This window comes from Azospirillum argentinense (assembly GCF_000632475.1).
Classification (GTDB): Bacteria; Pseudomonadota; Alphaproteobacteria; order Azospirillales; family Azospirillaceae; genus Azospirillum; species Azospirillum baldaniorum.
Window position 1 is genome coordinate 772862 of record NZ_CP007795.1, and the last position, 25648, is coordinate 798509.

Annotated in this window: 28 protein-coding genes, 2 pseudogenes and 1 other annotated feature; of the genes and pseudogenes, 17 read left to right on the plus strand and 13 right to left on the minus strand. The window is 66.3% G+C overall.

Features of this window, described 5'->3' with window-relative positions:
- Window positions 1–6: 6 nt before the first annotated feature.
- From ABAZ39_RS25800 to ABAZ39_RS25815, 4 genes are read right to left on the minus strand one after another with little or no spacing between them, the layout of a single operon-like run.
- A complete protein-coding gene (locus ABAZ39_RS25800) occupies window positions 7–933 on the minus strand; it encodes a beta-xylosidase (protein WP_040136876.1) in 927 nt (308 codons plus the stop codon).
- Window positions 930–1745 carry a TIGR04290 family methyltransferase gene (locus ABAZ39_RS25805; protein WP_051658551.1) on the minus strand — a complete coding sequence of 272 codons (816 nt, stop codon included), beginning with the start codon at window positions 1743–1745 and terminating at the stop codon, window positions 930–932. The genes ABAZ39_RS25800 and ABAZ39_RS25805 overlap by 4 nt, the downstream gene beginning before the upstream one ends.
- Window positions 1742–2338, minus strand: coding sequence for a histidine phosphatase family protein (locus tag ABAZ39_RS25810; protein WP_040137312.1), 597 nt, complete (start codon window positions 2336–2338; stop codon window positions 1742–1744). Before ABAZ39_RS25810 ends, ABAZ39_RS25805 begins: the two co-directional genes overlap by 4 nt.
- Before the next feature lie 8 nt (window positions 2339–2346).
- Entirely contained in the window at window positions 2347–3450 is a 1104-nt protein-coding gene (locus ABAZ39_RS25815) for an inositol-3-phosphate synthase (protein WP_040136878.1), read from the minus strand.
- A 312-nt stretch (window positions 3451–3762) separates the two neighbouring features.
- On the opposite strand from ABAZ39_RS25815, the gene ABAZ39_RS25820 reads away from it, so the two are divergent.
- From ABAZ39_RS25820 to ABAZ39_RS25845, 6 genes are read left to right on the plus strand one after another with little or no spacing between them, the layout of a single operon-like run.
- Entirely contained in the window at window positions 3763–4875 is a 1113-nt protein-coding gene (locus ABAZ39_RS25820) for an NAD-dependent epimerase/dehydratase family protein (protein WP_040136887.1), read from the plus strand.
- Window positions 4876–4912: 37 nt separating this feature from the next.
- Window positions 4913–6220: a TIGR04295 family B12-binding domain-containing radical SAM protein gene (locus tag ABAZ39_RS25825; RefSeq protein WP_040136889.1), complete on the plus strand. Its 1308-nt coding sequence runs from the start codon at window positions 4913–4915 to the stop codon at window positions 6218–6220.
- 44 nt (window positions 6221–6264) lie between these two features.
- Window positions 6265–7359, plus strand: a complete 1095-nt coding sequence (locus tag ABAZ39_RS25830; RefSeq protein WP_247881751.1) for a glycosyltransferase family 4 protein — start codon at window positions 6265–6267, stop codon at window positions 7357–7359.
- Window positions 7356–8480, plus strand: a complete 1125-nt coding sequence (locus tag ABAZ39_RS25835; protein WP_040136894.1) for a CgeB family protein — start codon at window positions 7356–7358, stop codon at window positions 8478–8480. Before ABAZ39_RS25830 ends, ABAZ39_RS25835 begins: the two co-directional genes overlap by 4 nt.
- Complete coding sequence (locus ABAZ39_RS25840) at window positions 8477–9571, plus strand: CgeB family protein (protein ID WP_040136896.1); 1095 nt, start codon at window positions 8477–8479, stop codon at window positions 9569–9571. Before ABAZ39_RS25835 ends, ABAZ39_RS25840 begins: the two co-directional genes overlap by 4 nt.
- Entirely contained in the window at window positions 9568–10665 is a 1098-nt protein-coding gene (locus tag ABAZ39_RS25845) for a CgeB family protein (protein WP_040136898.1), read from the plus strand. Before ABAZ39_RS25840 ends, ABAZ39_RS25845 begins: the two co-directional genes overlap by 4 nt.
- Window positions 10666–10683: 18 nt before the next feature.
- Here the strand turns inward: ABAZ39_RS25845 and ABAZ39_RS25850 are convergent, their stop codons facing one another.
- Entirely contained in the window at window positions 10684–11286 is a 603-nt protein-coding gene (locus ABAZ39_RS25850) for a DUF1003 domain-containing protein (protein WP_051658552.1), read from the minus strand.
- 494 nt (window positions 11287–11780) lie between these two features.
- Between ABAZ39_RS25850 and ABAZ39_RS34765 the strand changes: the two are divergent.
- Both ABAZ39_RS34765 and ABAZ39_RS37150 read left to right on the plus strand, forming a co-directional pair.
- Window positions 11781–12478 (plus strand): annotated as a pseudogene (locus ABAZ39_RS34765) (IS3 family transposase); the annotation flags it as partial.
- Window positions 12065–12181, plus strand: a sequence feature (AL1L pseudoknot). It overlaps the preceding pseudogene by 117 nt.
- Window positions 12479–12541: 63 nt before the next feature.
- Window positions 12542–13199, plus strand: a pseudogene (locus ABAZ39_RS37150) (IS3 family transposase); the annotation flags it as partial.
- Here the strand turns inward: ABAZ39_RS37150 and ccoN are convergent.
- Entirely contained in the window at window positions 13175–14461 is a 1287-nt protein-coding gene (ccoN, locus tag ABAZ39_RS25875; protein WP_051658553.1) for a cytochrome-c oxidase, cbb3-type subunit I, read from the minus strand. The pseudogene ABAZ39_RS37150 and the gene ccoN overlap by 25 nt on opposite strands.
- Window positions 14462–14726: 265 nt before the next feature.
- On the opposite strand from ccoN, the gene ABAZ39_RS25880 reads away from it, so the two are divergent.
- On the plus strand, window positions 14727–15608 hold the full coding sequence (locus ABAZ39_RS25880; protein ID WP_051658554.1) for a LysR family transcriptional regulator: 882 nt from the start codon (window positions 14727–14729) through the stop codon (window positions 15606–15608).
- 131 nt (window positions 15609–15739) lie between these two features.
- Window positions 15740–15907, plus strand: a complete 168-nt coding sequence (locus ABAZ39_RS36615) for a hypothetical protein (RefSeq protein WP_176025361.1) — start codon at window positions 15740–15742, stop codon at window positions 15905–15907.
- Between the two features lie 58 nt (window positions 15908–15965).
- Here the strand turns inward: ABAZ39_RS36615 and ABAZ39_RS25885 are convergent, their stop codons facing one another.
- Together ABAZ39_RS25885 and ABAZ39_RS25890 are read right to left on the minus strand one after the other, a co-directional pair.
- Window positions 15966–16511 (minus strand): hemerythrin domain-containing protein, encoded by a 546-nt coding sequence (locus tag ABAZ39_RS25885; protein WP_081863359.1) that lies wholly within the window; start codon window positions 16509–16511, stop codon window positions 15966–15968.
- A 23-nt stretch (window positions 16512–16534) separates the two neighbouring features.
- Entirely contained in the window at window positions 16535–16894 is a 360-nt protein-coding gene (locus tag ABAZ39_RS25890) for a hypothetical protein (RefSeq protein ID WP_200885646.1), read from the minus strand.
- Between the two features lie 144 nt (window positions 16895–17038).
- Here ABAZ39_RS25890 and ABAZ39_RS25895 point away from each other — a divergent pair, with 144 nt between their 5' ends.
- The 3 genes from ABAZ39_RS25895 (at window position 17039) to ABAZ39_RS37585 (ending at window position 18490) form a co-directional block, all read left to right on the plus strand.
- Window positions 17039–17401: a helix-turn-helix domain-containing protein gene (locus tag ABAZ39_RS25895; RefSeq protein WP_247881752.1), complete on the plus strand. Its 363-nt coding sequence runs from the start codon at window positions 17039–17041 to the stop codon at window positions 17399–17401.
- Between the two features lie 5 nt (window positions 17402–17406).
- Complete coding sequence (istB, locus tag ABAZ39_RS25900; RefSeq protein WP_040136908.1) at window positions 17407–18150, plus strand: IS21-like element helper ATPase IstB; 744 nt, start codon at window positions 17407–17409, stop codon at window positions 18148–18150.
- A 187-nt stretch (window positions 18151–18337) separates the two neighbouring features.
- A complete protein-coding gene (locus tag ABAZ39_RS37585; RefSeq protein ID WP_160174861.1) occupies window positions 18338–18490 on the plus strand; it encodes a hypothetical protein in 153 nt (50 codons plus the stop codon).
- A gap of 125 nt (window positions 18491–18615) precedes the next feature.
- Here ABAZ39_RS37585 and ABAZ39_RS36620 read toward each other — a convergent pair whose 3' ends face one another.
- Both ABAZ39_RS36620 and ABAZ39_RS36625 read right to left on the minus strand, forming a co-directional pair.
- Complete coding sequence (locus ABAZ39_RS36620) at window positions 18616–19032, minus strand: multicopper oxidase domain-containing protein (protein ID WP_345772283.1); 417 nt, start codon at window positions 19030–19032, stop codon at window positions 18616–18618.
- Window positions 19029–19625, minus strand: coding sequence for a multicopper oxidase domain-containing protein (locus ABAZ39_RS36625; RefSeq protein ID WP_198129246.1), 597 nt, complete (start codon window positions 19623–19625; stop codon window positions 19029–19031). Before ABAZ39_RS36625 ends, ABAZ39_RS36620 begins: the two co-directional genes overlap by 4 nt.
- On the opposite strand from ABAZ39_RS36625, the gene ABAZ39_RS25910 reads away from it, so the two are divergent.
- From ABAZ39_RS25910 to ABAZ39_RS35820, 3 genes are all read left to right on the plus strand, one after another.
- On the plus strand, window positions 19597–20877 hold the full coding sequence (locus ABAZ39_RS25910) for a nitric oxide reductase activation protein NorD (protein ID WP_308217018.1): 1281 nt from the start codon (window positions 19597–19599) through the stop codon (window positions 20875–20877). The genes ABAZ39_RS36625 and ABAZ39_RS25910 overlap by 29 nt on opposite strands.
- A 23-nt stretch (window positions 20878–20900) precedes the next feature.
- On the plus strand, window positions 20901–21575 hold the full coding sequence (locus ABAZ39_RS25915; RefSeq protein WP_040136910.1) for a DUF4142 domain-containing protein: 675 nt from the start codon (window positions 20901–20903) through the stop codon (window positions 21573–21575).
- A gap of 138 nt (window positions 21576–21713) precedes the next feature.
- A complete protein-coding gene (locus ABAZ39_RS35820; protein WP_144243635.1) occupies window positions 21714–21992 on the plus strand; it encodes a DUF6522 family protein in 279 nt (92 codons plus the stop codon).
- 157 nt (window positions 21993–22149) lie between these two features.
- Here the strand turns inward: ABAZ39_RS35820 and ABAZ39_RS25925 are convergent, their stop codons facing one another.
- Entirely contained in the window at window positions 22150–22386 is a 237-nt protein-coding gene (locus ABAZ39_RS25925) for a hypothetical protein (RefSeq protein ID WP_051141060.1), read from the minus strand.
- A 154-nt stretch (window positions 22387–22540) separates the two neighbouring features.
- A complete protein-coding gene (gene hmpA, locus ABAZ39_RS25930; protein WP_040136916.1) occupies window positions 22541–23767 on the minus strand; it encodes an NO-inducible flavohemoprotein in 1227 nt (408 codons plus the stop codon).
- A gap of 240 nt (window positions 23768–24007) precedes the next feature.
- Between hmpA and ABAZ39_RS25935 the strand changes: the two genes are divergently transcribed.
- Entirely contained in the window at window positions 24008–25279 is a 1272-nt protein-coding gene (locus ABAZ39_RS25935) for a sensor histidine kinase (RefSeq protein ID WP_040136918.1), read from the plus strand.
- On the opposite strand, the gene ABAZ39_RS25940 is transcribed toward ABAZ39_RS25935, so the two are convergent.
- Complete coding sequence (locus ABAZ39_RS25940) at window positions 25266–25574, minus strand: HD-GYP domain-containing protein (protein WP_040136920.1); 309 nt, start codon at window positions 25572–25574, stop codon at window positions 25266–25268. The genes ABAZ39_RS25935 and ABAZ39_RS25940 overlap by 14 nt on opposite strands.
- Window positions 25575–25648 lie beyond the last annotated feature (74 nt).

Genomic DNA, 25648 nt, shown 5'->3' on the forward strand with positions numbered 1-25648 from the left:
CGCCCTCTATTCCATCGCCAGCAGGGGGGACGGCACTGCCGGAGCGGTGCTGGCGTAGCGACGGACCATGGCAGCGCAGAACTCCGCGAACTCCTCGGCCACCTGGGGCGGGCTGGTGTGGTGTGGTTCGATTCCACGATGCTCGGGCGTGAAGCAAAAGGTGATGGTGACATCGAAATCGGCCAGCGCTTCCATCTGATAGTCGAACCAAGCGAGCGCGTTCGGCCGGAAGCTGTCGGCCCAGGACAGGCCGGTGCGCAGGTGCCGGACGCCCAACCGCTTCATCCAGGACACCGCATCGTCCAGCCGGTGATCCTCGAAGTGAAACCATTGGCAAATCCCCATCTCGGCCGCATAGGGCGCATAGGCGTCGAGCGCTGGCTTGGGCGTGCCGTCCGCCCGCAGCAGCCCCATATGGAAATGACGGTAATAGGAGGAACCCTCCGCCTCCTTGTGGCGCGTCGTCGCCTCCCAGGCGCTGGGCAGGTCGTAGAGGCTGTACCAGTGGATGCGCGGAACCCGGCCGATAAGCAGTTCCGCGGTGCGGGTGACGCCCCAGGCCTGCACCTCCTCGGCGCCGAAGGACGAGACGCCAGCCTCCGTCACCCAGATGGGCTTGCCGGTGACGGCGCGGATTTCCTCGATCTTCTCCGGCCATTCCCGGATCTGCCAGAGATTCCAGTCGAGCGGAAAGCCATGCACCGCAACCACGTCCACATGGTCCAGCGCGCCGCGCTCGTCCAGGCGGCAGATGAAGGAGGGATCGATGGGCGAGATGCCGCCCAACACGCGGGTGAGCGCACTGTTCTCCGCCCGAATCGCCTGTCCGGCCAGAATCGTCATGCGGGCGAACCGATCCCATTCCGGATCGAGATTGGGATTCCAGTGGGACTTGTTGTTGGGCTCGTTCCAGATCTTGGCGGCTTCGATCATCCCTGGCTTCCCGTCCTGACGTGGTTTTCCAGTGCCTGTCCGGTGGATGGTGCGGCGGTGGATGGCCGGGCGGGATAGACGGCGCCCGCCTCCGTCGGCCGTGCAGCGCGGCGGCAGACATAGACCTCCTGCTCCGGATGCTCGACGACCCGAAAGCCGGCGCTGCGCAGCATGGCCTCGGCGCAGGCGGCGTTCGGGACCCACCAGTTCGTCCAGTCGCCGGAATACTGGTGTTCGATGAAATGCAGCTTCGGATAGCCCGGCGCGTTGAAATGGTCCTGCTGGCGGAAGTCGTAATCGATGCCCACCGGTTCGACCGTCTCGGCGCCGCGCTGCATGGATTGGAAAATCATCAGGTCGCGGGCGGCATGCTCGTGGATCAGGTCGAGAGCCAGCAGCGGGTGGCGCAGATGGTAAAGCACCCCCATGAACAAGACGACGTCGAACCGCTCACCCAGCAACGCGAGATCGTAAACCGACAGCTTGCGGAACTCGATGTCCTGGCGGGTTACTTCGGCGGCGAAACGCGCCTGTGCGAGATAACGGTCGTCGAAGTCGATCCCGACCACCCGCTCGGCGCCGCGCCGCTTCATCTCGATGGAGTAGAAGCCACCGTTGCAGCCGATGTCGAGCACCGTCAGGCCGCTCAGATCCTGCGGGACCGCATGGGCGAACCGCCGCCATTTCACGTTCGGGTAATCGTGCAGGAAGTGGTCGGGGGCAGTGCTGACGCCGTTCAGATCGATGTTGTGGAACCAATCCCCCAGCGCGGCGACCCGGGCGCGGATCTGGTCGGTCGTCAGATTCGTCATTCCACCGCCTCGTTGATGCTGTGGACCTTCAGGCCCCATTCCCCGGCGATCAGCACGCTGCGGGACGTCGGAGCGATCTCGAACCGGGCGTGGAAATCCACGGAAAGCCCCAAGGCGTGGCACAGCGCCGCCTTGATGACGTCGGCGTGGCTGATCAGCGCGACGGTCCGGCCGGTGTACCGGCGGCGCAGCCGCTCGATGCAGCGCGCCGTCCGGGCCTGAGCCTCCAGCATCGTTTCGCCCCCGGGCGGGCGGGCGTGCGACCGCGCGCTGTTCCACACATTCCAAGCCGGGTCGCCGCGCAGGTCCTCGAAGCGCATGCCGGCCCAGGCGCCAAGATCGAGTTCGTTGAGATCCTCCTCCACCTCCACGGCCAAGGCCTGTGACGCGGCGATGGCGGCCGCCGTTTCCACGGCGCGCTCCAACGGGCTGGACAGCACGGCGGCGAACCGATGACGCGCCAATGTGACGGCCAGCGCGTCGGCCTCGCGCCGGCCGGCCTCGCTGAGCGTCACGCCGGGCATGCGTCCGCACAACACGGAGCCCAGCCGGTCGTGCGACGCGTGACGCAGCAGGACCAGGATCGTTTCCACGCCGCCGCTCACGCCCGGAAGCGCCGTCCGTCCGCCGCCTCGCCGGCGATGAAGCGCAGCGTGCGCTCGCGCGCTTCATGGTCGGTGAACTGCTCGGGGGGCGATTTCATGAAGTAGCTCGACGGTCCGACCAGCGGCCCGGCCATCTTCCGGTCCAGCGCCAGTTTGGCGCAGCGCACCGCGTCGATCACGATGCCGGCGGAGTTCGGGCTGTCCCAGACCTCCAGTTTCAGTTCCACGCTGAGGGGTACCCCCCCGAAGGCGGTGCCCTCCAGCCGGATGTGCGCCCATTTCCGGTCGGCCAGCCAGGGCACATGATCGCTGGGACCAATATGGACGTCGTCCGCGTCGAGCGGCACGTCAAGTTGGCTGGTGACGGCGCGGGTCTTCGAAATCTTCTTCGATTCCAGGCGTTCGCGTTCCAGCATGTTCTTGAAGTCGGTGTTGCCGCCGAAGTTCAGCTGATAGGTGTGGTCGAGCCGGACGCCGCGCTCGCGGAACAGGTTCGCCAGCGTGCGGTGGATGATCGTGGCGCCCATCTGGCTCTTGATGTCGTCGCCGATGACCGGCAGGCCGTGCTGCTCGAACCGCTTCGCCCACCCTGGGTCGGAAGCTATGAAAACCGGGATGCAGTTGACGAAGGCGCAGCCGGCCTCCAGCGCCTGCTCGGCATAGAACTCCGTGGCCCTCTGCGAACCGACCGGCAGATAAGACACCAGAATATCGGTGCCTGACCGGCGCAGGGCCCCGGCGATGGCAATCGGCGCCTCCCCCGACTCCTCGATGTCACCGGCCAGATAGCGACCGATGCCGTCCAGTGTCGGACCGCGCTCCACCCGTACCCCCGAAGCACGCGGGGTTGCGAAGCGGCAGGTGTTGTTGGGGGGGGCAAAGATGGCATCGGACAAATCCCGCCCGACCTTGGCGGCGCTTACGTCGAAGGCGGCGGACATTTCGATGTCGCCGACCCGATAGCCACCGAGATCGAGAGTCATCAGCCCGGGCGGCGGCTCATTAACTTGAGCATCGGCATAATAGCTTACACCTTGCACGAAGGATGAAGCGCAATTTCCGACACCGGCAATCGCCACCCGCAGCTTTTTCCCAGTCACGGGATTCTCCTCATCCTGAAAATTTCCTTAATGGGCCAGAATGATATTTGTATCTTGGAAAAATAATTGCTGGAAGATCGTCCAATCTGACCACGCCTTTTGGGTAAGGTGTCGAAAATCAAACGGCGGTGTTAACATTGACGCAACCACGCTTCTTTTCACGAAGCGAACATGACGATTTCCCACGTATGTAAGTGAAAATTTGCGTTCCTTTAAAAATAAGAATCATGGGTATTCATATCAATTTTATATACAAACAACACAATCAGAAATAGCAATCGCAAACATCACCGTCCATCCGCGGAGGGGCTCGTGGGAGAATCCGTTCTTGTCACTGGTGGCGCCGGTTTCATCGGCCGCCACGTCGCCGGGGCACTCCTCGCCCGCGGCGACCGGGTTCGGGTTCTCGACAGTCTGATCGCGCAAGTCCATCCCACTCGGACGCGGCCCGACGAATTGGACCCGGACGTCGAATTGCTGATTGGGGACATACGCGACGAGGCCATGGTCGGCCGGGCGCTGGAGGGAGTGGATTCGGTGATCCACCTCGCCGCCGAGGTCGGTGTCGGCCAGAGCATGTACGCGGTGGACCGCTACACCTCGGTGAACGACCATGGGACGGCCGTGCTCTTCCAGCGGTTGATCGACCGGCCGGTCCGCCGGGTGGTGATCGCCTCCTCGATGAGCATCTACGGTGAGGGGCTGTACCGGACCGCCGATGGCACGCCGATGGAGGACGTGGTGCGCGGCGCGCGCAACCCGGACGGTTCCTGGGACCCGCTCGATTCCGACGGACGGCCGCTGATTCCCGTCCCCACACCGGAGAGCAAGCGCCCGGCCCTGAGGTCCGTCTACGCCATCGGCAAATACGTGCAGGAGCGGCTGACCCTGACGCTCACCGCCCAATACGGGATGGAAGGGGCGGCGTTGCGGCTTTGGAACGTCTACGGCCCCGGGCAGGCGCTGTCGAACCCCTACACCGGGGTGCTGGCGATCTTCGCCTCGCGCATCGCCAACGGTCAGCGGCCGATGATCTTCGAAGATGGCCGCCAGCGTCGCGACTTCGTGCATGTCGACGACGTGGCGCGCGCTGTCCTGCTGGCGCTCGACCAGCCGGCCGCCAACGGCGAGGTGTTCAACATCGGGTCCGGCGAGGACCGCACCGTGGAGGAGGTGGCGCGGCTCCAGGCCGCCTCGATGGGCCGGCCCGACCTGACGCCGGAAATCACCGGCCAAGCGCGCGCCGGCGACATCCGCCACAACATCCCTGACCTGGGCAAGGCGCGGAAGGTCCTGAACTACGAACCGCGGCAGGATTTCGCTGGAGGGCTGGCCGAACTCGCCGAATGGGTTGCCCGGCAGGAGGCGCAGGACCGCGTCGCCGAGGCCCGGGGCGAACTCGAAGCGCGGGGGCTGGTGGCATGAACCGCCGGCCCGGACCGGCCTCGGTGGAGGCGACGTGATGCGTGTGGCGTTGGTCAATCCGGCCTGGAGCTTCGCGCACAGCATCTATTTCGGCTGCCGCGAGCCGCATCTTCCCCTTGAACTGGGCTACTGCAAGGCGCTGCTGGACCAGGCCGGACACGAGGTCCTGCTGCTCGACGGGCTATTAACGGGACTGTCGAACGGCGAACTGGCGGATCAGGTGGCCAGCTTCGCGCCCGGCATGACCGTGGTGACGACCGCGCCGACCTACCTGTTCTGGCGTTGTGCCCCGCCGGAGCTGCGCATCCCCCGTGATTTTCTGCTGACGCTGGATGGACGCGGCGGCCGGACCGTCGCGGTCGGTCCGCATGGATCGACCACCCCCGGTGCAGCCCTGGACAAGCTGGGCGTGGACGTGGTCGTGCGGGGCGAATGCGAGGAGATCGTGAAACGGCTTGCCGACCGGTTGGATTCCGGCCATCCGGGGTTGGACGGCGTTCCGGCGCTGGCCTTCCGCAGCGACGGCGGAACCGTCCTCACCGGCGGCCCGCACGCCGGCCGCTTCGTCGATCTGCCGGCGCTGTCCTGGCCCGCCGAATGGCTGAACCGCCATCACCACCATCACCACCGCTACGGCACCGAACCGCTCGGGGCGGGGGCCGAGGTCGAGGCGTCGCGCGGCTGCCCCTATTCCTGTTCCTTCTGCGCCAAGATCGACTTCCGCGACCAGTACCGCCGCCGCGACACCGCCATCGTGCTGGAGGAGATCGATCGGCTGACCGCCGTCGGCGTGCGTTACGTCTATTTCATCGACGAGATCTTCCTGCCCCGCCGTGACCTGTTGGAAGCGCTGGTGGAGCGTCCGGTCGAGTTCGGCATCCAGACCCGCATCGACTTGTGGAAGCCCGATCTGCTGGATCTCCTGGGGGCCGCCGGCTGCGTGTCGATCGAGGCCGGGGTGGAAAGCCTGACCGAGGAGGGCCGCGCGGCGCTCGACAAGAACTGCCGCATGAGCACCGACGCATTGGCCGACCGCCTGATCCACGCCCGGCGCAGCGTGCCCTTCGTCCAGGCCAACCTGATCGCCATGGCCGGCGACGACGCCGGGCTCGTCGCGCGATGGCGGGAGAGGCTGCAGGGTGCCGGCGTCTGGGCCAACGATCCGGTGCCGCTCTACCCCTACCCCGCCTCGCCCGATTACCGCCGTCTGTGGGGCGAACCGGACGACCGGGCATGGGAAAGGGCACACGAGCACTATCTGCGCCAGTTCGCGCGACTGAGCGACATTCAGGAGGATGAGCCCCTGCCCTTGCATGAGTTGGAGGCCGCATGCGGTTGCCGGTGATGCCCCCGGCAGCCCCCGCGCATCCAGTCCCCGCGCATCTGTTGATGACGGCGGACAGCGTGGGTGGAGTGTGGACCTACGCGCTCGACCTCGCGCAGGAACTGGCGGCAGACGGCCTGCGCGTTACGCTGGCGGTGCTTGGGCCGTCACCGCAGGATGACCAGACCGCGGCGGCGCGCGCCATCCCCGGCCTGGAACTGATCGACACCGGCCTCCCGCTGGACTGGATGGCGGAGGACCCGGCCGCGATCCGGCACGGCGCCGAAGCGCTGGGAACGCTCGCTCGGCGGTTGGAGGTGGATCTCGTCCACCTCAACAGTCCGGCCCTGGCGGCGGACGCCGGATTCACGGTTCCGGTCGTGGGGGTCTGCCATTCTTGTCTGGCGACGTGGTGGGCCACCCTGCGCGGCGGCGCCCTGCCGAGCGACTTTCTCTGGCGGATCGAGGTTCTGGCACGGGGCTACCGGGCCTGCGATGCGCTGGCGGCGCCGAGCGCCGCCTTCGCACAAGCCACTGCCGCCGCCTACGGTTTGCCGCCACCGGTCGTGGTGCGCAACGGACGCCGTCCTCCTCCAGGCGGTGGGCCGGGCGGACGGGAGCGTTTCGTCTTCACCGCCGGACGCTTGTGGGACGATGGAAAGAACATCGCAACGCTGGACGCGGCAGCAGCGCTGCTGAAAGTGCCGGTGGTCGCCGCCGGCTCTCTGGAAGGTCCGGGCGGGAATCGCCGGACCTTGCGTCACGCCGCGGCGCTCGGGCGGTTGGACGCGGTGTCGGTCGCGGCGTGGCTGGCGCGGGCACCGGTCTTCGCTTCCGCCGCGCTCTACGAGCCGTTCGGCCTGACGGTGCTTGAAGCCGCGCAGGCTGGCTGTGCGCTGGTGCTGTCGGACATTGCGACCTTCCGCGAGCTGTGGGACGGTGCCGCACTCTTCGTGGAACCGAGGGACAGCGCAGCCCTTGCCGCCACGATCCGCCGCCTGCTGGACGATCCGGGGGAGGCCGGGCGCCTCGGCGAGGCGGCGCGGCTCAAGGCCGGGCAATACGGCATGGAATCGATGGCCTCCGGCATGCGCAGTCTCTACCGCAGCGTCCTGGCGCATCACACCTCCACCCCCTCCCGCAAGGAGGCCGTTGCGTGAAGATCGTCTATTTCACCCATTCGCTGGCGTCCTGCTGGAATCACGGCAACGCCCATTTCCTGCGCGGCATCCTGAGGGAGCTGATCATCCTCGGCCATGAGGTCCGCGTCTTCGAGCCGGAAGGCGCGTGGAGCCTGCGGAACCTGCTGGCCGATCATGGCGAAGCGGGGCTGGCGCCCTACCGGACCGCCTATCCGGAGCTGACCTCGCTGACCTTCACGGCCGACGCCGACGCGGCAGCGCTGTGCGATGGGGCCGATCTGGTCATCGTCCATGAATGGAACGACCCGGCTCTGGTCGCGGCGGTGGGGCGGGCGCGGGTGCAGGGCGGTCGCTTTTTTCTGCTGTTCCACGACACGCACCATCGCGCGGTCAGCGATCCGGAGGCCATCTCCGCCTTCGATCTCTCCGGCTACGACGGCGTCCTGGCCTTCGGCGAAACTCTCGCGGCCGTGTACCGGCGCTGGGGCTGGGAGGATCGGGTCTTCGTCTGGCACGAAGCCGCCGACGTCCGGCTGTTCCACCCGCTGCCCGGGGAGGAACGGCGCAGCGGAGCGGTGTGGATCGGCAATTGGGGTGATGACGAGCGGACGAAGGAGCTGGGGAGCTTTCTGTTCGCTCCCGCCCGCGCCGCGGGTCTGCCTCTGGACGTCTATGGCGTGCGCTACCCCGCCGAAGCCCTGGCGACGCTGAAGCTGCACGGCATCGCCTACAAGGGCTGGCTGCCCAACGTCCGCGCGCCCGCGATCTTCGGCCGCCATCGGGTCACCGTCCATGTGCCGCGCCGTTTCTACGTCGAATCCCTGCCGGGCATCCCGACCATCCGTGTGTTCGAGGCGCTGGCCTGCGGCATCCCACTGCTCAGCGCGCCATGGAGCGATTGCGAAGGCCTGTTCCGACCGGGAACGGATTTCCTGGTCGCCCGCGACGGGGCCCATATGACCGGTCACCTGCGCGCCGTGGACGGCGACGCCGACCTCCGCGCGGCGTTGGTCCGCAACGGCCTGGAAACGATCCGCGCCCGCCACACCTGCGCCCACCGCGCCGGCGAGCTGCTCGCCATCGCCGCCGCTCTGGCTGGCACGCCCACCCCCTCTTCCATGCTGGAGCCTGTCCGATGAAGATGGCCTTCTACGGTTCGAGCCTGCTTTCCTCCTACTGGAACGGCGCCGCCACCTACTATCGCGGCATGCTGAGCGAACTCGCCAAGCGGGGCTGGGATGTCACCTTCTACGAACCGGACGCCTTCGACCGCCAGAAGCACCGTGACATCGAGCCGCCCGACTGGGCCAGCGTCGTGGTGTACGAGGCCACCGCCGAGGCCTGCCGCAGCGTGATCGCCCGCGCCGCCGAGGCCGACGTGGTGGTGAAGGCGAACGGCGTCGGCGTCTTCGACGACGAGTTGCTCGACGGCGTGATGGATGCCGCCGGTCCCCACGCTCTGCGTGTCTATTGGGATGTCGACGCCCCTGCCACCCTGGCCGAACTACGGCAGGCGCCGGGCCATCCCCTGCGCCGTCGGCTGCCGCGGATCGACGCCGTGCTGACCTACGGCGGTGGCCCGCCGGTGGTCGCGGCCTACGAGGCGATGGGCGCCCGCCTGTGCCGCCCCATCTACAACGCGCTGGACCCGGCGACGCACCAGCCGGCACCGCCCCAACCGCGCTTCGCCGCCGATCTCAACTTTCTCGGCAACCGGCTGCCCGACCGCGAGGAGCGTGTGGAGCGCTTCTTCCTGGAGCCCGCCGCGCGCAACCCGCAGGGGTGTTACATCATCGGCGGCAGCGGCTGGGAGACGAAGGGGTTGCCGGCCAATGTCACCCACATCGGCCATGTCGGCACCGCCGACCACAACGCCTTCAACAGCTCGGCGCTGGCGGTTCTGAACATCGCCCGCGACAGCATGGCCGAGGTCGGCTTCTCGCCCGCCACACGGGTGTTCGAGGCTGCCGGAGCGGCGGCCTGCCTGATCACCGACGCTTGGACGGGGGTCGAACTGTTCCTCACCCCGGACGAGGAAATCCTCGTCGCCCGCGAAGGCCAGGACGTGACCGATCATCTGCGCGCCCTCACTCCGGCCCGCGCCCGCGCCATCGGCGATGCCGCGCGGCGGCGCGCCCTTGCGGAACACACCTACGCACGGCGCGGCGCGGAGGTCGACATGTTGCTGCGCGAAGCCCTGGCGGCGCTGCGGGAAAGGAGCGCGGTGTGAAGCTCGTCGTATTGGGGCTGAGCCTGTCCTCTTCCTGGGGCAACGGCCATGCCACGACCTTCCGTGCCCTTCTCAAGGCGTTCGCCGCACGCGGCCACGACATCCTGTTCCTGGAGCGCGACGTTCCCTGGTACGCGCAGAATCGCGATCTCGCCGATCCCGGCTATTGCCGGCTGGCCTTCTACGAGGACCTTGCCGACCTGCGGCAGTGGACCGGAATGGTCGAGGGGGCCGACGCGGTGCTCGTCGGTTCCTACGTGCCCGACGGCATCACCGTCGGCCGCTGGGCGCAGGAAACCGCGCAAGGGATCGTCGCCTTCTACGACATCGACACGCCCGTGACACTGGCGAAGCTGGAACGCGGCGACGAGGAGTATCTCTCCCCTGCCCTCATTCCCGGCTATGACGTGTATTTCTCCTTCACGGGCGGACCGACGCTGGAGCGGCTGGAGTCCCGCTACGGCTCTCCGGCGGCGCGCGCGCTTCATTGCTCCGTGGATGCCGACGCCTACGTGCCCCTGCCTATGCCCAAGCGCTGGGATCTGAGCTATCTCGGCACCTACAGCCCCGACCGGCAACCGACGCTGGAGCGCTTGCTGCTGGAGCCGGCCCGGCGTGCGCCGTCGCTGCGCTTCGTCGTCGCCGGTCCACAATACCCCGAGGGCATCGCCTGGCCGGGAAATGTCGAACGTCGGCATCATGTTCCTCCCGCCGAGCATCCTGCCTTCTATGCGGCCAGCCGTTTCACCTTGAACGTGACGCGCGAAGACATGATCCGCACCGGCCACAGCCCCAGCGTCCGGCTGTTCGAGGCCGCTGCCTGCGCCACTCCGATCATCTCCGACTGTTGGGACGGCCTGGACGCGCTGCTGGAGCCAAACCGCGAGATCATCCTCGCCCATACGTCGGGCGACGTTCTGCACGCCCTTCACCAATTGGATGAAAACACCCGCCAAGCAATGGGCGCAAGGGCCCGGCTGCGAATCCTGGAACACCACACCGCCGCGCATCGCGCGGACACGTTGGAACGGGAACTGAAATGCGCGATGCGACGGACCAGCCGCGGCGCCAGTACGGCCCTGCCCTTCCAGTAAGGCGGCGCAAACGGTCCATCATGGCTCCCGGTCTGCGGGCTTCTTCGAAGACTTCTTAGCCTCAATCTGGTCCAGCACCGCTTCGGGGGCGACATCCTGCTTGATGACGTCCAGATCGGAGTCGACGTCCGTCTTCACCCCCATGTGATCGGCGATGGACGACACCAGGGCTGTCAACTTGGTGATTTCGTGCTCCGCCAACAGGCTGATTTGCAGATCGAGATCGGCCCGCTTGCTGGCGACCTCGGACATCCGATTCTGGCTGATGAGCACGAAGGTGGACAGAAAGATGGCCTCCACGGACGCGATCATCGCCAGGACGACGAAAGAGGGATCCCAGCGCGGAACGCCGGGCACCCACCCCAGGTTGGCGATGATCCAGAAACCAAAGAATGCCAAATGCAGATAAACGAACGTCATGCTGCCGGTGAAGCGGGTGATCGCGTCGGCAATCCGCTCCTCCGCGGTCGCCTCGACCTCCTCCCGTTCCCTGCGCTGGTGCAGCGTCTGGATGTTTCGCTCGAGCACGGCGCTCAAGCCGGAGGATGGTGGCGGGTAGGTTGGTGGGCTTGCGGACTTCTCCGCGCGATCTCCGCCATGCTGGGACGGCTGTGCGTTCATGGCGTCTGCCTTGCTTAAGTGAACCGTCTGCGCTTCGTTCCTCTTCCAAGATTGGGATTGCGGTCGGCCTACAGGCTGCGCTCAATGGCGCTTTCGATGTCGCCCCCCGGTTGTTGGAGGTGGTGGAGGCTTTGGCCTGGGGCAGTTTCAGATCCCCCGGAAAAAGGGATTGCGCAGCGTTAGGTTGTCGGCGACCGGTACTGCCGACCGACGGACCGCGGCAATGGCTTTCAGCCCGGTCAACCAACCGGAGAACCGGAACTTGCTCACCACAACATCGGGCGGAGGCTGCCCCTTTTTCTCACGAGTGATCGTTTCAACGTCCGAATTTACGCCCCCTTTCCAGTGTCAACAGCAGGCGGAGCACTTTTCGCCACCCCGGCGGCACGATATTTTGCGCCGTCGGGCTGGCGAAAAGTGCCCCGCGTAGTTCCTTGGGAGTGAACCGCGCCGGGTTTCCTGGAGGCCCCTTTTCTTGAGAGACTGGGATCAACATGACGAAGCAAGCATCACCCAAATACGCCCCTGAAGTGTGCGAGCACGCGGTTCGGATGGTGTTCGAACACGAAGGCGAACACGCTTCGCAGTGGGCGGCGATCAGTTCGATCGCGGCGAAGATCGGCTGCACGGCGGAGACGTTGCGTGGCTGGGTCCGGCAGGCCGAACGTGACCAGGGCAAGCGGCCCGGCCCGACGACGGACGAACAGGAGCGCATCAAGGCGCTGGAACGCGAGGTGCGGGAATTGCGCTAGGCGAACGAGATCCTACGCAAGGCGTCGGCGTATTTCGCCCAGTCGGAGCTCGACCGCCCGTCTCGGAAATGATCGCCTTCATCGACGCGCACCGCGCCGTCCATGGGGTCGAGCCGATCTGCAAGGTGCTGCCGATCGCCCCATCCACCTACTACGCCCATGCCGCTCGGACGATCGATCCGGCCAAGGCGCCGGCCCGCTCGCGAAGCGACGCGGAGCTGAGTTTGGCTATCCGACGGGTCTGGAATGAAAACTTCCAGGTCTATGGGGTGAGGAAAGTATGGCGGCAGGTGCGGCGGGAGGGCATCGACGTGGCTCGCTGTACGGTGGCCCGGCTGATGCGGCAAATGGGCCTGAAGGGAGCGACGCGTGGCAAGGCGATGCGCACCACGATCAGCGACCGAGCCGCGTCCCGTCCGCTCGACCGGGTGAACCGCCAGTTGAGCCTCCTCCGAATCGGTGGACACCTTTGTTAAGCTCCCGCGGGGAGCGGAGAGGTGGACATGACGACGAAACGGCGCTTCTTCACGGACGAGTTCAAGCGGGAAGCCGTGGCCCTGTTGGAAAGCAGTGGCCGGCCCCTGGAGCATGTTGCCAAGGACTTGGGCATCCAGCCGTCGATGCTGCGCACGTGGCGGCGGCGCGTTTCCGGGCCAGGGGGACCGGCGAAGCTCCCCACCAAGCAAGCGCCGGCCCCCCTGGCCGCCGGCGATCAATCGGCGGAAATCGCGCGCCTGAAACGCGAACTGGACCGCGTCCGCATGGAACGAGACATATTAAAAAAACTGTGAGCATTTTCTCGGAGCCTCTGAAATGAGGTTCCGGATCGTTGAGGATTGCCGCGACGAATACCCGGTTCGGGTGCTCTGCGATGCGCTCGGCGTGTCGCCGTCCGGCTACTATGCTTGGCGCACGCGACCGGAGAGCCCGCGTCAGGCGGCGAACCGGCAATTGCTCGATGACATCCGGCGGCTTCACGCCGATCACCGCGAGCGCTATGGAGCGCCGCGCATCCATGCCGCCCTGTGGGCACAGGGCCGGACCGTCAGCCGGGGGCGTGTCGAACGCCTCATGCACCGTCATGGTCTTCGCGCCCAGCGTCCCCGGGCCTTCCGGGTCTGCACCACCGACAGCAATCACGCCCTGCCGATCGCCCCCAACCACATGGCGGCGATGTAGAGCAGAATGCCCACGCTCGCCGTCCAGAAATGCAGGCTGACCAGCCCCACGGAGTACAGGCGCTCCCGCCCCCAGAGCCGCGGGACGAGATGGTAGAGGGAGCCGAACACCATGAAGGCCACCCAGCCGAGCGCGCCGGAATGCACATGGCCGACCGTCCAGTCGGTGTAGTGCGACAGGGCGTTCACCGGCTTGATGGCCATCAGCGGACCCTCGAAGGTCGACATGCCGTAGAAGGCCACCGACGTCACGAGGAAGCGCAGGACCGGGTCGGTGCGCAGCTTGTCCCAGGCACCCGACAGGGTCATGATGCCGTTGATCATGCCGCCCCAGGACGGCATCCAAAGCATGATCGAAAAGGTCATGCCCAGCGTCTGCGCCCAGTCCGGCAGGGCCGTGTAGTGCAGATGATGCGGACCGGCCCAGATGTAGATGAACACCAGCGACCAGAAATGCACGATCGACAGGCGGTACGAATAGACCGGCCGCTCCGCCTGTTTCGGCACGAAATAATACATCATGCCGACGACACCGGCGGTCAGGAAGAAGCCGACGATGTTGTGCCCGAACCACCACTGCACCATCGCGTCCTGCACACCGGACAGCAACGGGTAGCTCTTCGCTCCGGTGAAGGAGACGGGCACGGCCAGATTGTTCAGCGTGTGCACCATGCCGACGACGATGACGAAGGACAGGTAGAACCACAGGGCCACATAGATGTGCCTCTCCCGCCGCTGCAGGATCGTCCGGACCAGGATCGTCGCGTAGAGCAGCCACACACCGAGCAGAAACAGGTCGGTGTACCACTCGAACTCCGCGTACTCCTTGCTCTGGGTGGCGCCCATCACGTAGCCGGACACCGCCAGGAGGACGAATATCTGATAGCACCCGAACAGCAGCTGGTGCAGTTCACGGCTTCCCCATAGGGCAGTTCGGCAGGTCCGTTGCGCCACGAAGAAGGACGAGCCGATCAGCGCGTTCCCGGTGAAGGCATAGACGATCAGAGTGGTGTGGATCGGCCGGACGCGGCCGAAGCTCGTCCATTCCAGCCCGAGGTTGAACGTCGGAGCGACCAGCAGAAGGGCAACCCACAGGCCCATTGCCAGTCCGGCCACACACCAGAACAGGGATGCCTGGATGAACATCCGCACCGCGGCGTCTCCGGCGTCGTACGAGGCCGCGTCGCCGTCCGGCCGGCCGGCCGCGGGTATGGATAGCGTGGTGCTGATCGCGAGATCGGTCATGCGCAAGACCCTGTCGACGTCGCAAGGCGGGAACGGCCGGACGGCCGACGTCATGGCGGCCCGGTCGGCGATGGCCGGTCAGGGCCGCCCAGCGCAGGGCGCGCGGACTCCCGTCCCGTTTTGGAATGGGAGGATCACAGGCGCCTTGCCCGACGGCTCGTAACACGGTTGCGCAGAGCCTAGGTCGCGCCTAAGCATAGCAAAAGCGAATTTATTCGATGGATTGCATCGGATTATCCGATACGAATTCTGGCAGGGACGTCGCATGGACATGGAAGCGGCCCGCACCTTTCTTGAAGCGGCCACGGCTGGAAGCTTCGTCGCGGCGGCGGAGCGGCTGCACGTCACGCAATCGACGGTCAGCACGCGCATCCGGCACTTGGAAGATCAGCTGGGTTGCCAGCTGTTTGTGCGCAACAAGAACGGCGCGATGCTCACTGCGGCCGGGGTCCGGTTCCAGCGTCATGCCATTGCCATGCTCCGCCTCTGGGAGCAGGCCCGGCAGGAGGCTGCGCTTCCCATCGGGCATCGCGCCCTGCTGCGCATCGGCAGCGAGGCCGGTCTGTGGAACCGGATGCTGAACCGTTGGATTCCCTGGATGCGGCGGAATGCCGAAGACATCGCCCTGCGGTGCGAGGTCGGGTTGGCGGACGATCTGCTCCAGCGCCTTCGCGACGGGACGCTCGATCTCGCGGTCCTTTATTCGCCGCGCGCCGTGCCGGGCCTCGCCGTGCGCCTGCTGCTGGAGGAGGATTTGGTCCTTGTCAGGGTTCGCCCCGCTCCGAGCGCCGGTGGCGACCACTACGTCCTCATCGACTGGAGCGACGAGTTCCAGCGCAGCATCCGTTTGCGAAATCCGGAGCTTCTGTCCACACCCTTGTCGATCGGCGTCGGCACGCTCGGGCTGGACTATGTCAGGCAATGCGGGGGAACCGGGCATTTCCCACGGAGCTTGGTCCAGCCCATGCTCGACCAGGGGGTGGGGGAAGTCGTTCCCGAAGCGCACCCGTTCAGTTTGCCCATTTACGCTGTTCACCCGGCGGAGCCTGATGTCAGCGTTCTCGAAACCGCGTTCGAAGGCCTGCGGGCCATCCTCGGCTCTGACGAGGTGACAGGGAATTCTCAACAAGGTGCCGACGCCCAATAGAATCCCGTTCCGGCCGGCGTCGGCGCGCGCGGGGCTGATGCCCGCAATTGGATGCCGCTTCACCGGCAGGATTTCACGCCGTCGCGATGATGCGGCGTGAACGGTGTTCTGGCAGGAAGGGAGGAATCACCATGAAGCCCCAGCGGTCCGCGCCCCTGCCCTCGTCACCCTTCGCACGCCCCGACGGGTCCTGCCTCGGTCGTCTTCCGGACGAGCAGGAGGACAAGCCCGTGCCCGCCGCTCCGGCGGAACCTGAGGACAACCCCACCCCGCCCACCGAGCCGATGAATCCGGCCTGATGCGGTTCGGAACACCGGCGCACGTTGGCCGCGACAGAACTGCCGCTGAATGCCCGCCCTAAACCTGCGGAGATGATGCGCGTTCATCCGTGCCGCCAAGCACCTCGTCCCCATGGCGGTAAGCCCGTGCCAGGGCAACGTCCTGCGCCGGCGTGAGGACGGCATCGACGGCGCTGAGCAGCGCGGTCTCTTCCTTTTGAATGTGCAGGACGAGGCCCTCGATCAGTTGCTGCCCGAAATGGCGGAAGACCGGCCAGCTTTCCTCATCGAACCCCTCACGCAGAGCCAGGGCACACAGCCGGGCAATGCGGCGGACGAGCGGGCGCAGGGCTTCATGATCGGTCGAGAGGTCGGCCGTCATCTCGTAAGCGCCGGCGGCGGCGATGGGCGGGAAGAGCCACTGCTCTTCCAGGATAAAATGCCGTTCGAGGTCCTGGCCCAGTTCCTTGCCGATGGTGGCGAGCAGAACGCGACCGTCCGCGTCCAGATGTGGAATGTCGTCCTCCGTGGTGCGCTCCAGGTAGGCTTCGAACGCGTTCAGAAGGTCGATGGTCCGGTGATGATCGTCGTGCAGGAGTTGGCCGGTCTGGCTGTCGGTGTGCATGTTCGACGTCTTTTGAAAGGAGGTCACGCGTCGGGTCGGTCATTCAAGGTGGCAAGCCTGACCAGCCGAGGATCGTCGGCGTGGTCCACCAGCATGCGCCGGACCCGCTCCTGCCACAGGATGCGGAACTGTGCCGCTTCGTCCGGGGATGCCGCGTGGGACAACAGGCGCTGCAGAAGGCCGGGCATCGCCGGATCGACCGGCACGACGCCGCTGTCGAGCGTCGCCTGCACGCCCGCTCCCGTGTCGGTGCGGACGAAGGCCATCGTCCCTTGAATGCCGACTCCGAAGGACAGGAGGTTCCGGCGGTCGAAGCGCCCAGCGATGCCCTTGAAGCCGGTGTTTTCCGTCGCTCCGGTCAGCAGCGTGGCGACGCTTGCCATCACGCCGGCCACACCGTGTCAGGCGACACGTCAAACTGCCCCCCTGGCGACACGAGGAATTGCCCCCCTTGAGAGAAGGGGACTTGAGAGATGCCGAGCTTGAACGAGGCTTTTCCGCGGGGCTGTGAACCGCGGAGGGACGTGATGAAGGCGCCGGATGACGTGTCGGCGATGCTGAAGCTGAAGGCGTTGGGCTGGGGCGTGAAGCGGATCTCGGCGGAACTGGGCTGCTCCAAGCACACGGTGAAGCGGTGGCTGGGTCTGGGCGCGTGGCGTCCGTGCGCGTCGCCCTCGCGTTCGAAGCGGTTGGATGATCATGGCGATTGGCTGGCCGAGCGGTTCCGGCGGCACGCCAGCAACGTCGACGTGATCCGGCAGGAGTTGGCGCGGGAGAAAGGGATCGCGGTCAGTCTGCGCACGGTGGAGCGGGCGGTGGCGCCGTTGCGCCGGGAACTGGTTGCCCAGGCGCGGGCGACGGTGCGTTTCGAGACACGGCCGACCACCTGATCGCCATGCTGAACCGGCTGAAGCTGACGGCCTTGCGCGACCAGCTCGACAGCCTGATCGACGAGGCCGGGCGGCGGGAACTGACGATCCGCGAGGCCCTGGCGCTGTTCTGCGAGCGGGAGATCGCCCGGCGCGACCAGCGCCGCATCGACATGGGCTTCGGACTGGCCCGCTTCCCCTTCGTGCGCGACTTGGCCGGCTTCGACTTCGCCGCCCAGCCGTCGCTCGACAAGGCGCAGATCCGGGAGATCGCGTCGGGGCGCTTCATCGCCAACGGCGAGGCGGTGCTGTTTCTTGGACCACCGGGGGTGGGCAAGACGCATCTGGCAGTGGCCATCGTGGCCGGCTACTCGGTGCTGTTCAGCCCGGCAACGACGCTGGTGGCCCAGCTCGCCAAGGCCCACGCCGACGGCCGGCTGGAGGAACGGTTACTGCACTACGCCAAGCCCAAGCTGCTGATCGTCGATGAGCTGGGCTACCTGCCCTTCGAGCCGGACGCCGCGCATCTGTTCTTCCAGCTCGTCAGCCGCCGCTACGAGAAGGGGGCAATGTTGGTGACCTCCAACCGGGCCGTGGGGGAATGGGGCAGCGTCTTCGGCGATCCGGTGGTGGCCACCGCGATCCTCGACCGGCTGCTCCACCACAGCCATGTCGTCACCATCCGCGGTGACAGCTATCGACTGCGCGAAAAGCGCCGCAGCGGGCTTTTGCAGAAGCCCGCTGCGGCGCCTCAACCGACCACCGCCTGAGCGGCGCAACCGGGGGGCAGCTCCTCGTGTCGCCAGGGGGGCAGTTCGGGATGTCGTTTGACACACCGTCGTCGGCGGCCTCGCGAACAGACACCGCGACGGCCCCGCGCTCGGGCACCTCATCGGGATACAGACGCTCCAGTGACCGTACGGTCATCAGGTAAGCGCCCGCGACGGTCGGGCAGGAATGGCCGGCCAGCCGCACCGCATCGGCATAGCCGTACTCAAGCAGGCCGTCCTCGGCCGCGCCGAGGAACGCGCTGAGCGGATCGAACACGACGAGCCGCGGCGCCGCATCATAGAAGGATGGAAAGGTCATGACCGGATCGTGCCACGATGATGCAAGAGCCTCTTTGTCCTCGCGCAAACGGAACGGCCAAGCACCGGCGGCAAACGGGAAATGCCCAACGGAGGAAGGCAGGGTCTCACCCCCACCCTCCCCGTGAGCATCCCACCGGAGTGGGATCAATGCTTCATCTCGCCGAGCTGCTTGCGGGAGTCGCCGCTCTTGTCGAGGATGATGCTGTCGTCCGCCTTGCCATCGACTTCCAGAATGCCGATGAGCCCCTTGGTGGCACAGCTCAGAGCGTGGTCGACCAAGGCGTACTTGCCAGGGTAGTCGACCTTGAACTCCACCATCGTCGCCCCTCCGGGCGCCACCGTGACCGTCTGCACGTTTTTCAGCGGCGGCGTGTCGAGGGCACCGAGGTTGTGGACGCGATCGAAGATCTCGCCGATGACATGGAACGACGAGGTGAAATTCGGTCCACCGACACCGAACCAGATGCGCACGGTTTCGCCCACACTGGCCTTCAATGGCTTGTCCTTCACCAAACCACCCACAGCGCCGTTGAACACCAGATAGCCAGGCTTCTCGTTCACCAAGCCGTCAAGTCGTCCTCCGCGGCCGGCAGGTTCTTCGCCTTGGTAGCGTAGATCTCCTGCTGCATGACGTAGAACTCCTTGTCGACCTTCGGCAGACCGTCTTCGGGTTCGACCACGATCAGACCGAACATGCCCTTGGCGATGTGCTGGGCGACCATCGGCGTGGCGCAATGATAGACGTACACACCCGGCGCCATCGCCTTGAACGAGAATTCCTTGGTCTGGCCCGGCTCCGCCTGGGTGATCTGTCCGCCGCCGAGGAAACCGGTGGCCGCGTGGAAATCAATGGAATGGTTCATGACCGACCCGGGCGCGTTCGTCATGGACACGTTCACCGTGTCGCCGACACGGACGCGGACCATCGGGCCGGGGACCTTGTTGTTGAACGTCCAGTAAGTGTAGGTCGTGCCGTCATCCAGCATGGCTTCGACCTCGGTCGTGGTCAACACGACGTTGTGGGTCTTGGGGGCGCGCTTGCCCGCCGCTTCCGGCGCCGGGACCGCCGCGGGGTCCTGGACAATGTCGACCGCCGGCTCCTTGACCTTCGGTTCGGCGTACAGCGTGGTGGCCGATGCGGCGCCGATCCCCAACAGGGCGATGAGGGCGGCGGCGCTGTGGGGCGAGGTCTCCGCGCCACCGGAGGGCGCCGCCTCCCCCGAAACGGATGAGGAGGGCGGCGCCGGGGCCGAAGGCGACGGCAAGCGCCGCAGGGCCAAGCGCCGCGACAACGACCAGACCCGGCGCGACGACCCGCTGATGCTGAACCGCTTCGAGAAGATTCTCGGGCTGGCGGAGATGGTCAATCTCAATCGCAAGGTCGAGGACGACAACGAGGAAGGCGCGCGCAAGGCCGCGGAGGACCTGGACGAAATCTCCGTAGGCCAGCACGAGCGCAAGGCGTCGACCAAGCTCAAGCTCGACCTCGATCTGGCCTCCGAGGAGGCCGACGTCGCGCCATTGCGGGCGGAAATCACCTATCCCGAGTGGGACTGGAAACGCCGCCTCTATCATCCCGACCATTGCCGGGTGATCGCCGAGCCGGCCGCGCTGGAGGGGGAGGAGTGGCGGCCCGACGACGACGCGCTGCGCCGCATCCGGCTGGTCCGCCGCCAGTTCGAGGCGATGCGGCCGCGCCGCCAGGTGATGACCGGACAGCCCGACGGTGATGAACTCGACCTGTCGGCTCTGGTCCGCTCGGTCGCCGACCGGCGGGCGGGGGGCATCGGCTCGGATCGGGTCTACACGGCGGTGCGCAACGTCGCCCGCGATCTGTCGGTGTGCGTGCTGGTCGACGTCTCGCTGTCCACCGACAGCTACATCGAGGAGCGGCGCGTGCCCGACGTCGAGAAGGAGGCTCTGCTGGCGTTGACGCACGGGCTGACCGCCTGCGGCGACGAGCACGCCATCCTCACCTTCACCTCGCACCGGCGCCACCGGGTGGACATGCGCACCGTGAAGGACTTCGAGGAGCGGTTGGACGCCCACATCGTGCGCCGCATCCAGGCGCTCAAGCCGGGCAGCTACACACGCATGGGAGCGGCGCTGCGCCACGCGACGGCCCTTCTCAAGGACCGCCCGCACACACACCGGCTGCTACTGGTGCTGACGGACGGCAAACCGAACGACACGGACCATTACGAGGGCCGCTACGCCATCGAGGACACGCGCGTGGCGGTGCAGGAGGCGCGCCGCGCCGGACTGCGGCTGTTCGGCGTCACGGTGGACGAGAAGGGGCGCGATTACCTGCCCTACATCTTCGGCCCCGGCGCCTACGCCATCTTCCAGCACGCCGCGCGCCTGCCGGCGGCGCTGCCCGCCATCTACCGCCAGTTGGCCGGCTGAACGCTCAAGAAACAGGAGGCATCATGCTCAGGATCATCCTTGCCGCCATCCTCGGAGCCGTCCTGGTGTCCGGCTCTCCGTGGGCGCCGGTCAACATCCGGCCGGATACCACGCCCCGCCTGCCGCCGCAGCTGGGACAGTCCCTGCCCGTCGAGGATGCGCTTTTCCTCAAGGAGGCGGCCGCGGCCAGCCAGGGGCAGGCGGAACTCGGGCGTCTCGCGGCGGAGAAGGGGGCGGACGACGCGTTCAAGAACCTGGCCAAAGGAATTGCGGAGACCCACGCCACCTTGGGTGAGTCCCTGAAGCGGCTCTCCTCGGCCCGCCCCCTGCCGCCGGCCGACCAGTTGAAGCCGCAGCGCGCCGACGCCTTCGGTGCAGCCGGGGCGGTGCCCAACCCGGCGAACGCCCAGGAGGGCATGACGCCGGACGCCGTCAAGGCGCTGTCCGGGGCGTCGGGCGATGCCTTCGCCAAGGGCTACATTGAGGCGCAGCTTCGCATTCATGACCGCATCGTCGACCTCTACCAGACCGAGGCGTCGAACACGCCGGACCGCGAGCTTGCCACCTTCGCGATCACCAGTCTGGTGCCCATCCAGAAGGACCGCGACGCCCTTCGGCAGATGGCCGGCCGCTTCGGGATCAGCGCACCGGCGACGGGCCAGCCGGTCCAGTATGGCGATCCGACCAAGGCCCGTTGAGGCCGGCGGCCGCCATGGCGAACGATGCGCCGCCGGTGACCGGGCAGTTTTCGTGCATTTGCCCCTGGGCAAAGACGGCGACAACGCTTCACGTCATGATCCCCCCCGGTCATCATTCCAAGGACAAGCGAGGCGGACATGACGGAAACGCAACCACAGCCTACAGCGCTGCTCGGAACCCAGGTTGCCGAGGTGGACGGAGCTGGAGATCTTGTGTTTGACGCTGCGATCGTGGGGCCGCTCCTCGGCCTCGAACCGGGCGCCTTCATGGAAAAACTGAAGAAGGGCATGGTCCATCAGGTTCATGAACAGGGAACGGGTGTGGACCATGGTCGGAGGCGGGTGACCTTCCGCTACCGGGCACGGCAATCGGTGCTGGTTCTGGACGCGCAGGGCCATGCACTTCATGTTGCATGAGGTCGAGGTGGATGGGAGGGCGCGAAGAGCGCGGCCATGTGAGCGGCGTGAGCCCGGACGACGGGTCCGTCGATCAAGGACCTCTGTTCAACCCCACACGGCAACCCGATCGTCGCCGGCTTCACGGCGGTCGTCCCCTGACGATGCCAGGGGTGGGTCAGTAATCCCGATCCGGGTGATCGGACCAGTCGCCCAGATTCATCACGGCGACAGCCATCGCCACACCGCCGAACGTTCCGCAAACCGAGCCGAAGAGCAGGATGAAACCGATCAGCCAGTAGTCGGAGCCAAGGAGCAGTGTACGGAGACTGGCGACATCCAGCGCGAGAAGGCCGAGGCAAACGACAACGCCGGCCACGACCCCAATCGCCAGATGGGTCAATAGGAATGACACCAGATTATGCTTCTGCAAGAAAGCGGAGCGCCGTGGATTTCGAGGCATTACAGTGACTCCCTGCAGAGCAAAGGCGCATGGTGGCAATTGGAAGGCAGCATGCGCAGCGCCCTTGACGTTCGCCCTGAACTGAATCGGCGCACGCCCTGAAACCTCATACGGCAAGCAGTTCGTCCGCTGGGCCAAAGAACTCGTAATGGATGCTGCCCAATGGCACGCCCCGGCCGGCGAGGCCGCCGACCATAGCGCGCAGGAACGGTCGAGGGCCACACAGATAGTAGGCCGCCTCCTGCGTCGGGGTGTTGGCCACGATCCAATCCATGCTGATGAAACCTCGCTCATCGTAGTCGCGCCCCTGAACGTCGGCCGGGTCAGGGGCGTTGTAATAGGTGCGCAGCGTGATGTTGCGAGCCTGAGCGGCCAGTGCCCGGGAATGATCGCGCATCGCGTGAACGCGGCCGTTTTCGGCGCCGTGGATGTACCAGGTCGGCCGGCCATCGCCGGAACCGGCAATGTTCTCCAGCATGCTCATCATCGGGGTCAACCCCACCCCACCGCTCAGCAGCACGACCGGCCCGGCGGAAGCTTCGTCGAGGAAGAATTCGCCGGCCGGGGGCGCCACCTTCAGCACCGTGCCCGGCTTGGCGTGATCGTGCAGCCAGTTGGATGCCAGCCCCGCCGGCCTGCCCAAGCCCTCCTCCCGCTTGACGCTGATGCGGTAGGACCGGGAATCCGGAGCGGAGGAGATGGAATAGTTGCGCTTCAGCACACCGGCTCCCGGCACATCCAGCGCAAAGGTCAGATACTGACCGGGGCGGTGGCGGATCACACCGCGCTCGTCTGCCGGAACCAGGATGAAGGAGCGGATGATGTCGCTCTCCGGCGTCACGCTCTCCACCGTGAAGTCGCGCCAGCCGTTCCATCCGCCCGGCGCCGCGGCGAGCCCGGCGTAGACGCTGGCCTCCCGCGCTTTGAGCACGTCCGCCAGAAACCAATAGGCCTCGCCCCAGGCGTCGAGGACCTCGTCGGTCGCGGCGTCGCCCAGCACGTCCTTGATTGCGCCCAGCAGGGCATCGGCGACATAGGGGTAATGTTCGGGCAGGATGTTCAGCCCGACATGCTTCTGCGTGATCCGCTCCACCCGCGAGGCCAGCACACCCAGGTTGTCGATGTTGCGGCCATAGGCGATGATCGCTGCCGTCAACGCCTTGGACTGCGACCCGGTCTCGCCATGATGGGATTGATTGAACAGGTCACGGATTTCCGGGGTGCGGAACAATCGCTGATACATGCGGTCGGTGACCGCGGTGCCGCCTTTCTCCAGGGCGGGAACCGTGGCCTTGACGATGTCGATGGTTCGGTTGCTGAGAGCCTCCGCCATGAATTGTCTCCGTGCTGCCATGGCGATTCAACCCTCCGCCAATTCAACCGGTTCCGGCGGTTCCCCCAGAACCGGGCCGACCTCCAAAGGTTGTGATCGCACAGGCATCGGCAGCCGATGGCGCTGTAGTTCCTGCTGCGGAAGCGGCTTCCATGCGCTATATTTCGGTCTACGAAGCGCTCGTCCGCTTCTTCACGCCAAGGACTGTTGGCGTGACGAACCGCCTGGGAACCGTGGCTGATGCCCGCTGCCGATACCGATGCCCTGCAACCGTCCGCCCTGCGCGATGCCGACCATCTGACGGCGCTCGTCGATCTCAACGAACGCCTGTTCTTTGCCCATGACCTGCCGGCCGTGGTCTCCATCCTCCGGACGGTCGCGCGCCGCCTGACCGGCGCCGACGGCGTCACCATCGTGCTGCGCGATGGCGACCTGTGCCATTACGTTGAGGAGAACGCGATCAGCCCGCTGTGGAAGGGACAGCGGTTTCCCATGGGCATGTGCATCTCGGGCTGGGCCATGCTGACCGGGCAACCGGCGGTCATCCCGGACATCTACGCCGATCCGCGCATCCCGCACGAAGCCTATCGCCCCACCTTCGTGCGGAGCCTCGTCATGGTGCCGGTCGGCGCGCCAGAGCCCATCGCCGCCATCGGTGCCTACTGGGCAGCGCGGCACACGCCCGACACGGGCACCGTCACCCTCCTGTTGGCGATCGCCCGATCGGCGGCCCTGGCGCTGTCCAACGTCCGCCTGCTTGAATCGTTGCAGGAGGCGGCCGAAGCCGCACGGACACAGGCCAAGGAACTGGCGCGGGCCAGCACGGCGCGCACCCGGCTCCTTGCGACGTTGAACCATGACTTGCGCCAACCGGTCCATGCCCTGACCCTCGCCACCCACGCCCTGTCGTCCCGGGTCACACCCCGCGGGGAAATCTACGTGTCGACGATGAAGCACTGCCTGGGCGTGGTGAAGCGACTGATGGATGGCGTGCAGGACTTGGTGGGGATGGACGACGGCACGATCGCCGTCCGGATCGAAGACGTCCCGTTGGACGATCTGATGACGCACGCCACAGCGACGTTCCAACTGGCCGCCGAAGCCAAGGGGCTCGACTGGCGCATGGAAGGGAGCGGCAGCGGCCTAACGGTACGCACGGACCGGCTGCTTGCATCGCGCATCCTCCACAACCTCGTCGATAACGCCATCAAATACACCGACCGCGGGGAAATCCGGATCGTGTGCCGCACCGACGACGGCAGGGTGTGGGTCGACGTCTCCGATACCGGCCGTGGCATCCCGGAGAGTTCCCTGGCCGACATTTTCGAAGAGTTCTACCGCATCGAAGCCGGAGATGAGGTCGTTGGCCTGGGCCTTGGCCTGTTTATCGTGAAGACGCTGGCGGATCACCTCGGCTATGCGATCACGGTGGAGTCCCGCCCAGGGGCGGGAACAACGATCAGCGTCGCCCTGCCATTGGCTGGCTCTGTCGCATCGTCTATAGGCGGGTGATCGAGAGCCCTCGCCCGAGGGGGCTCCGTGACCGGCGCCAGCGGCCGGGCATGAGCAATCCTGAGGGGATGTCGCGGAACTGCTGCTGGATGGCCTCAATGGCGCTGATGTCCGCGAGGAGAGCCGCGACGCAGTCCGGATCGAACTTCCGGCCCGCCTGCTCCTGGAGGAAGGCCGCTGCGGCATCATTCGTCCACACTCCCTTGTAGGGACGTTCCGACGTGTGCGCGTCGAACATGTCTGCGACCGCGACGATGCGCGCTTCCAGTGAAATGGCCACATGATCGATGGGCATGCCCTTGCCGTGCTCAAAGCGAAGGCGTGTCCACAACGGCGTGATACGAGCAGAACGGCCTTTGCCGAACCCGG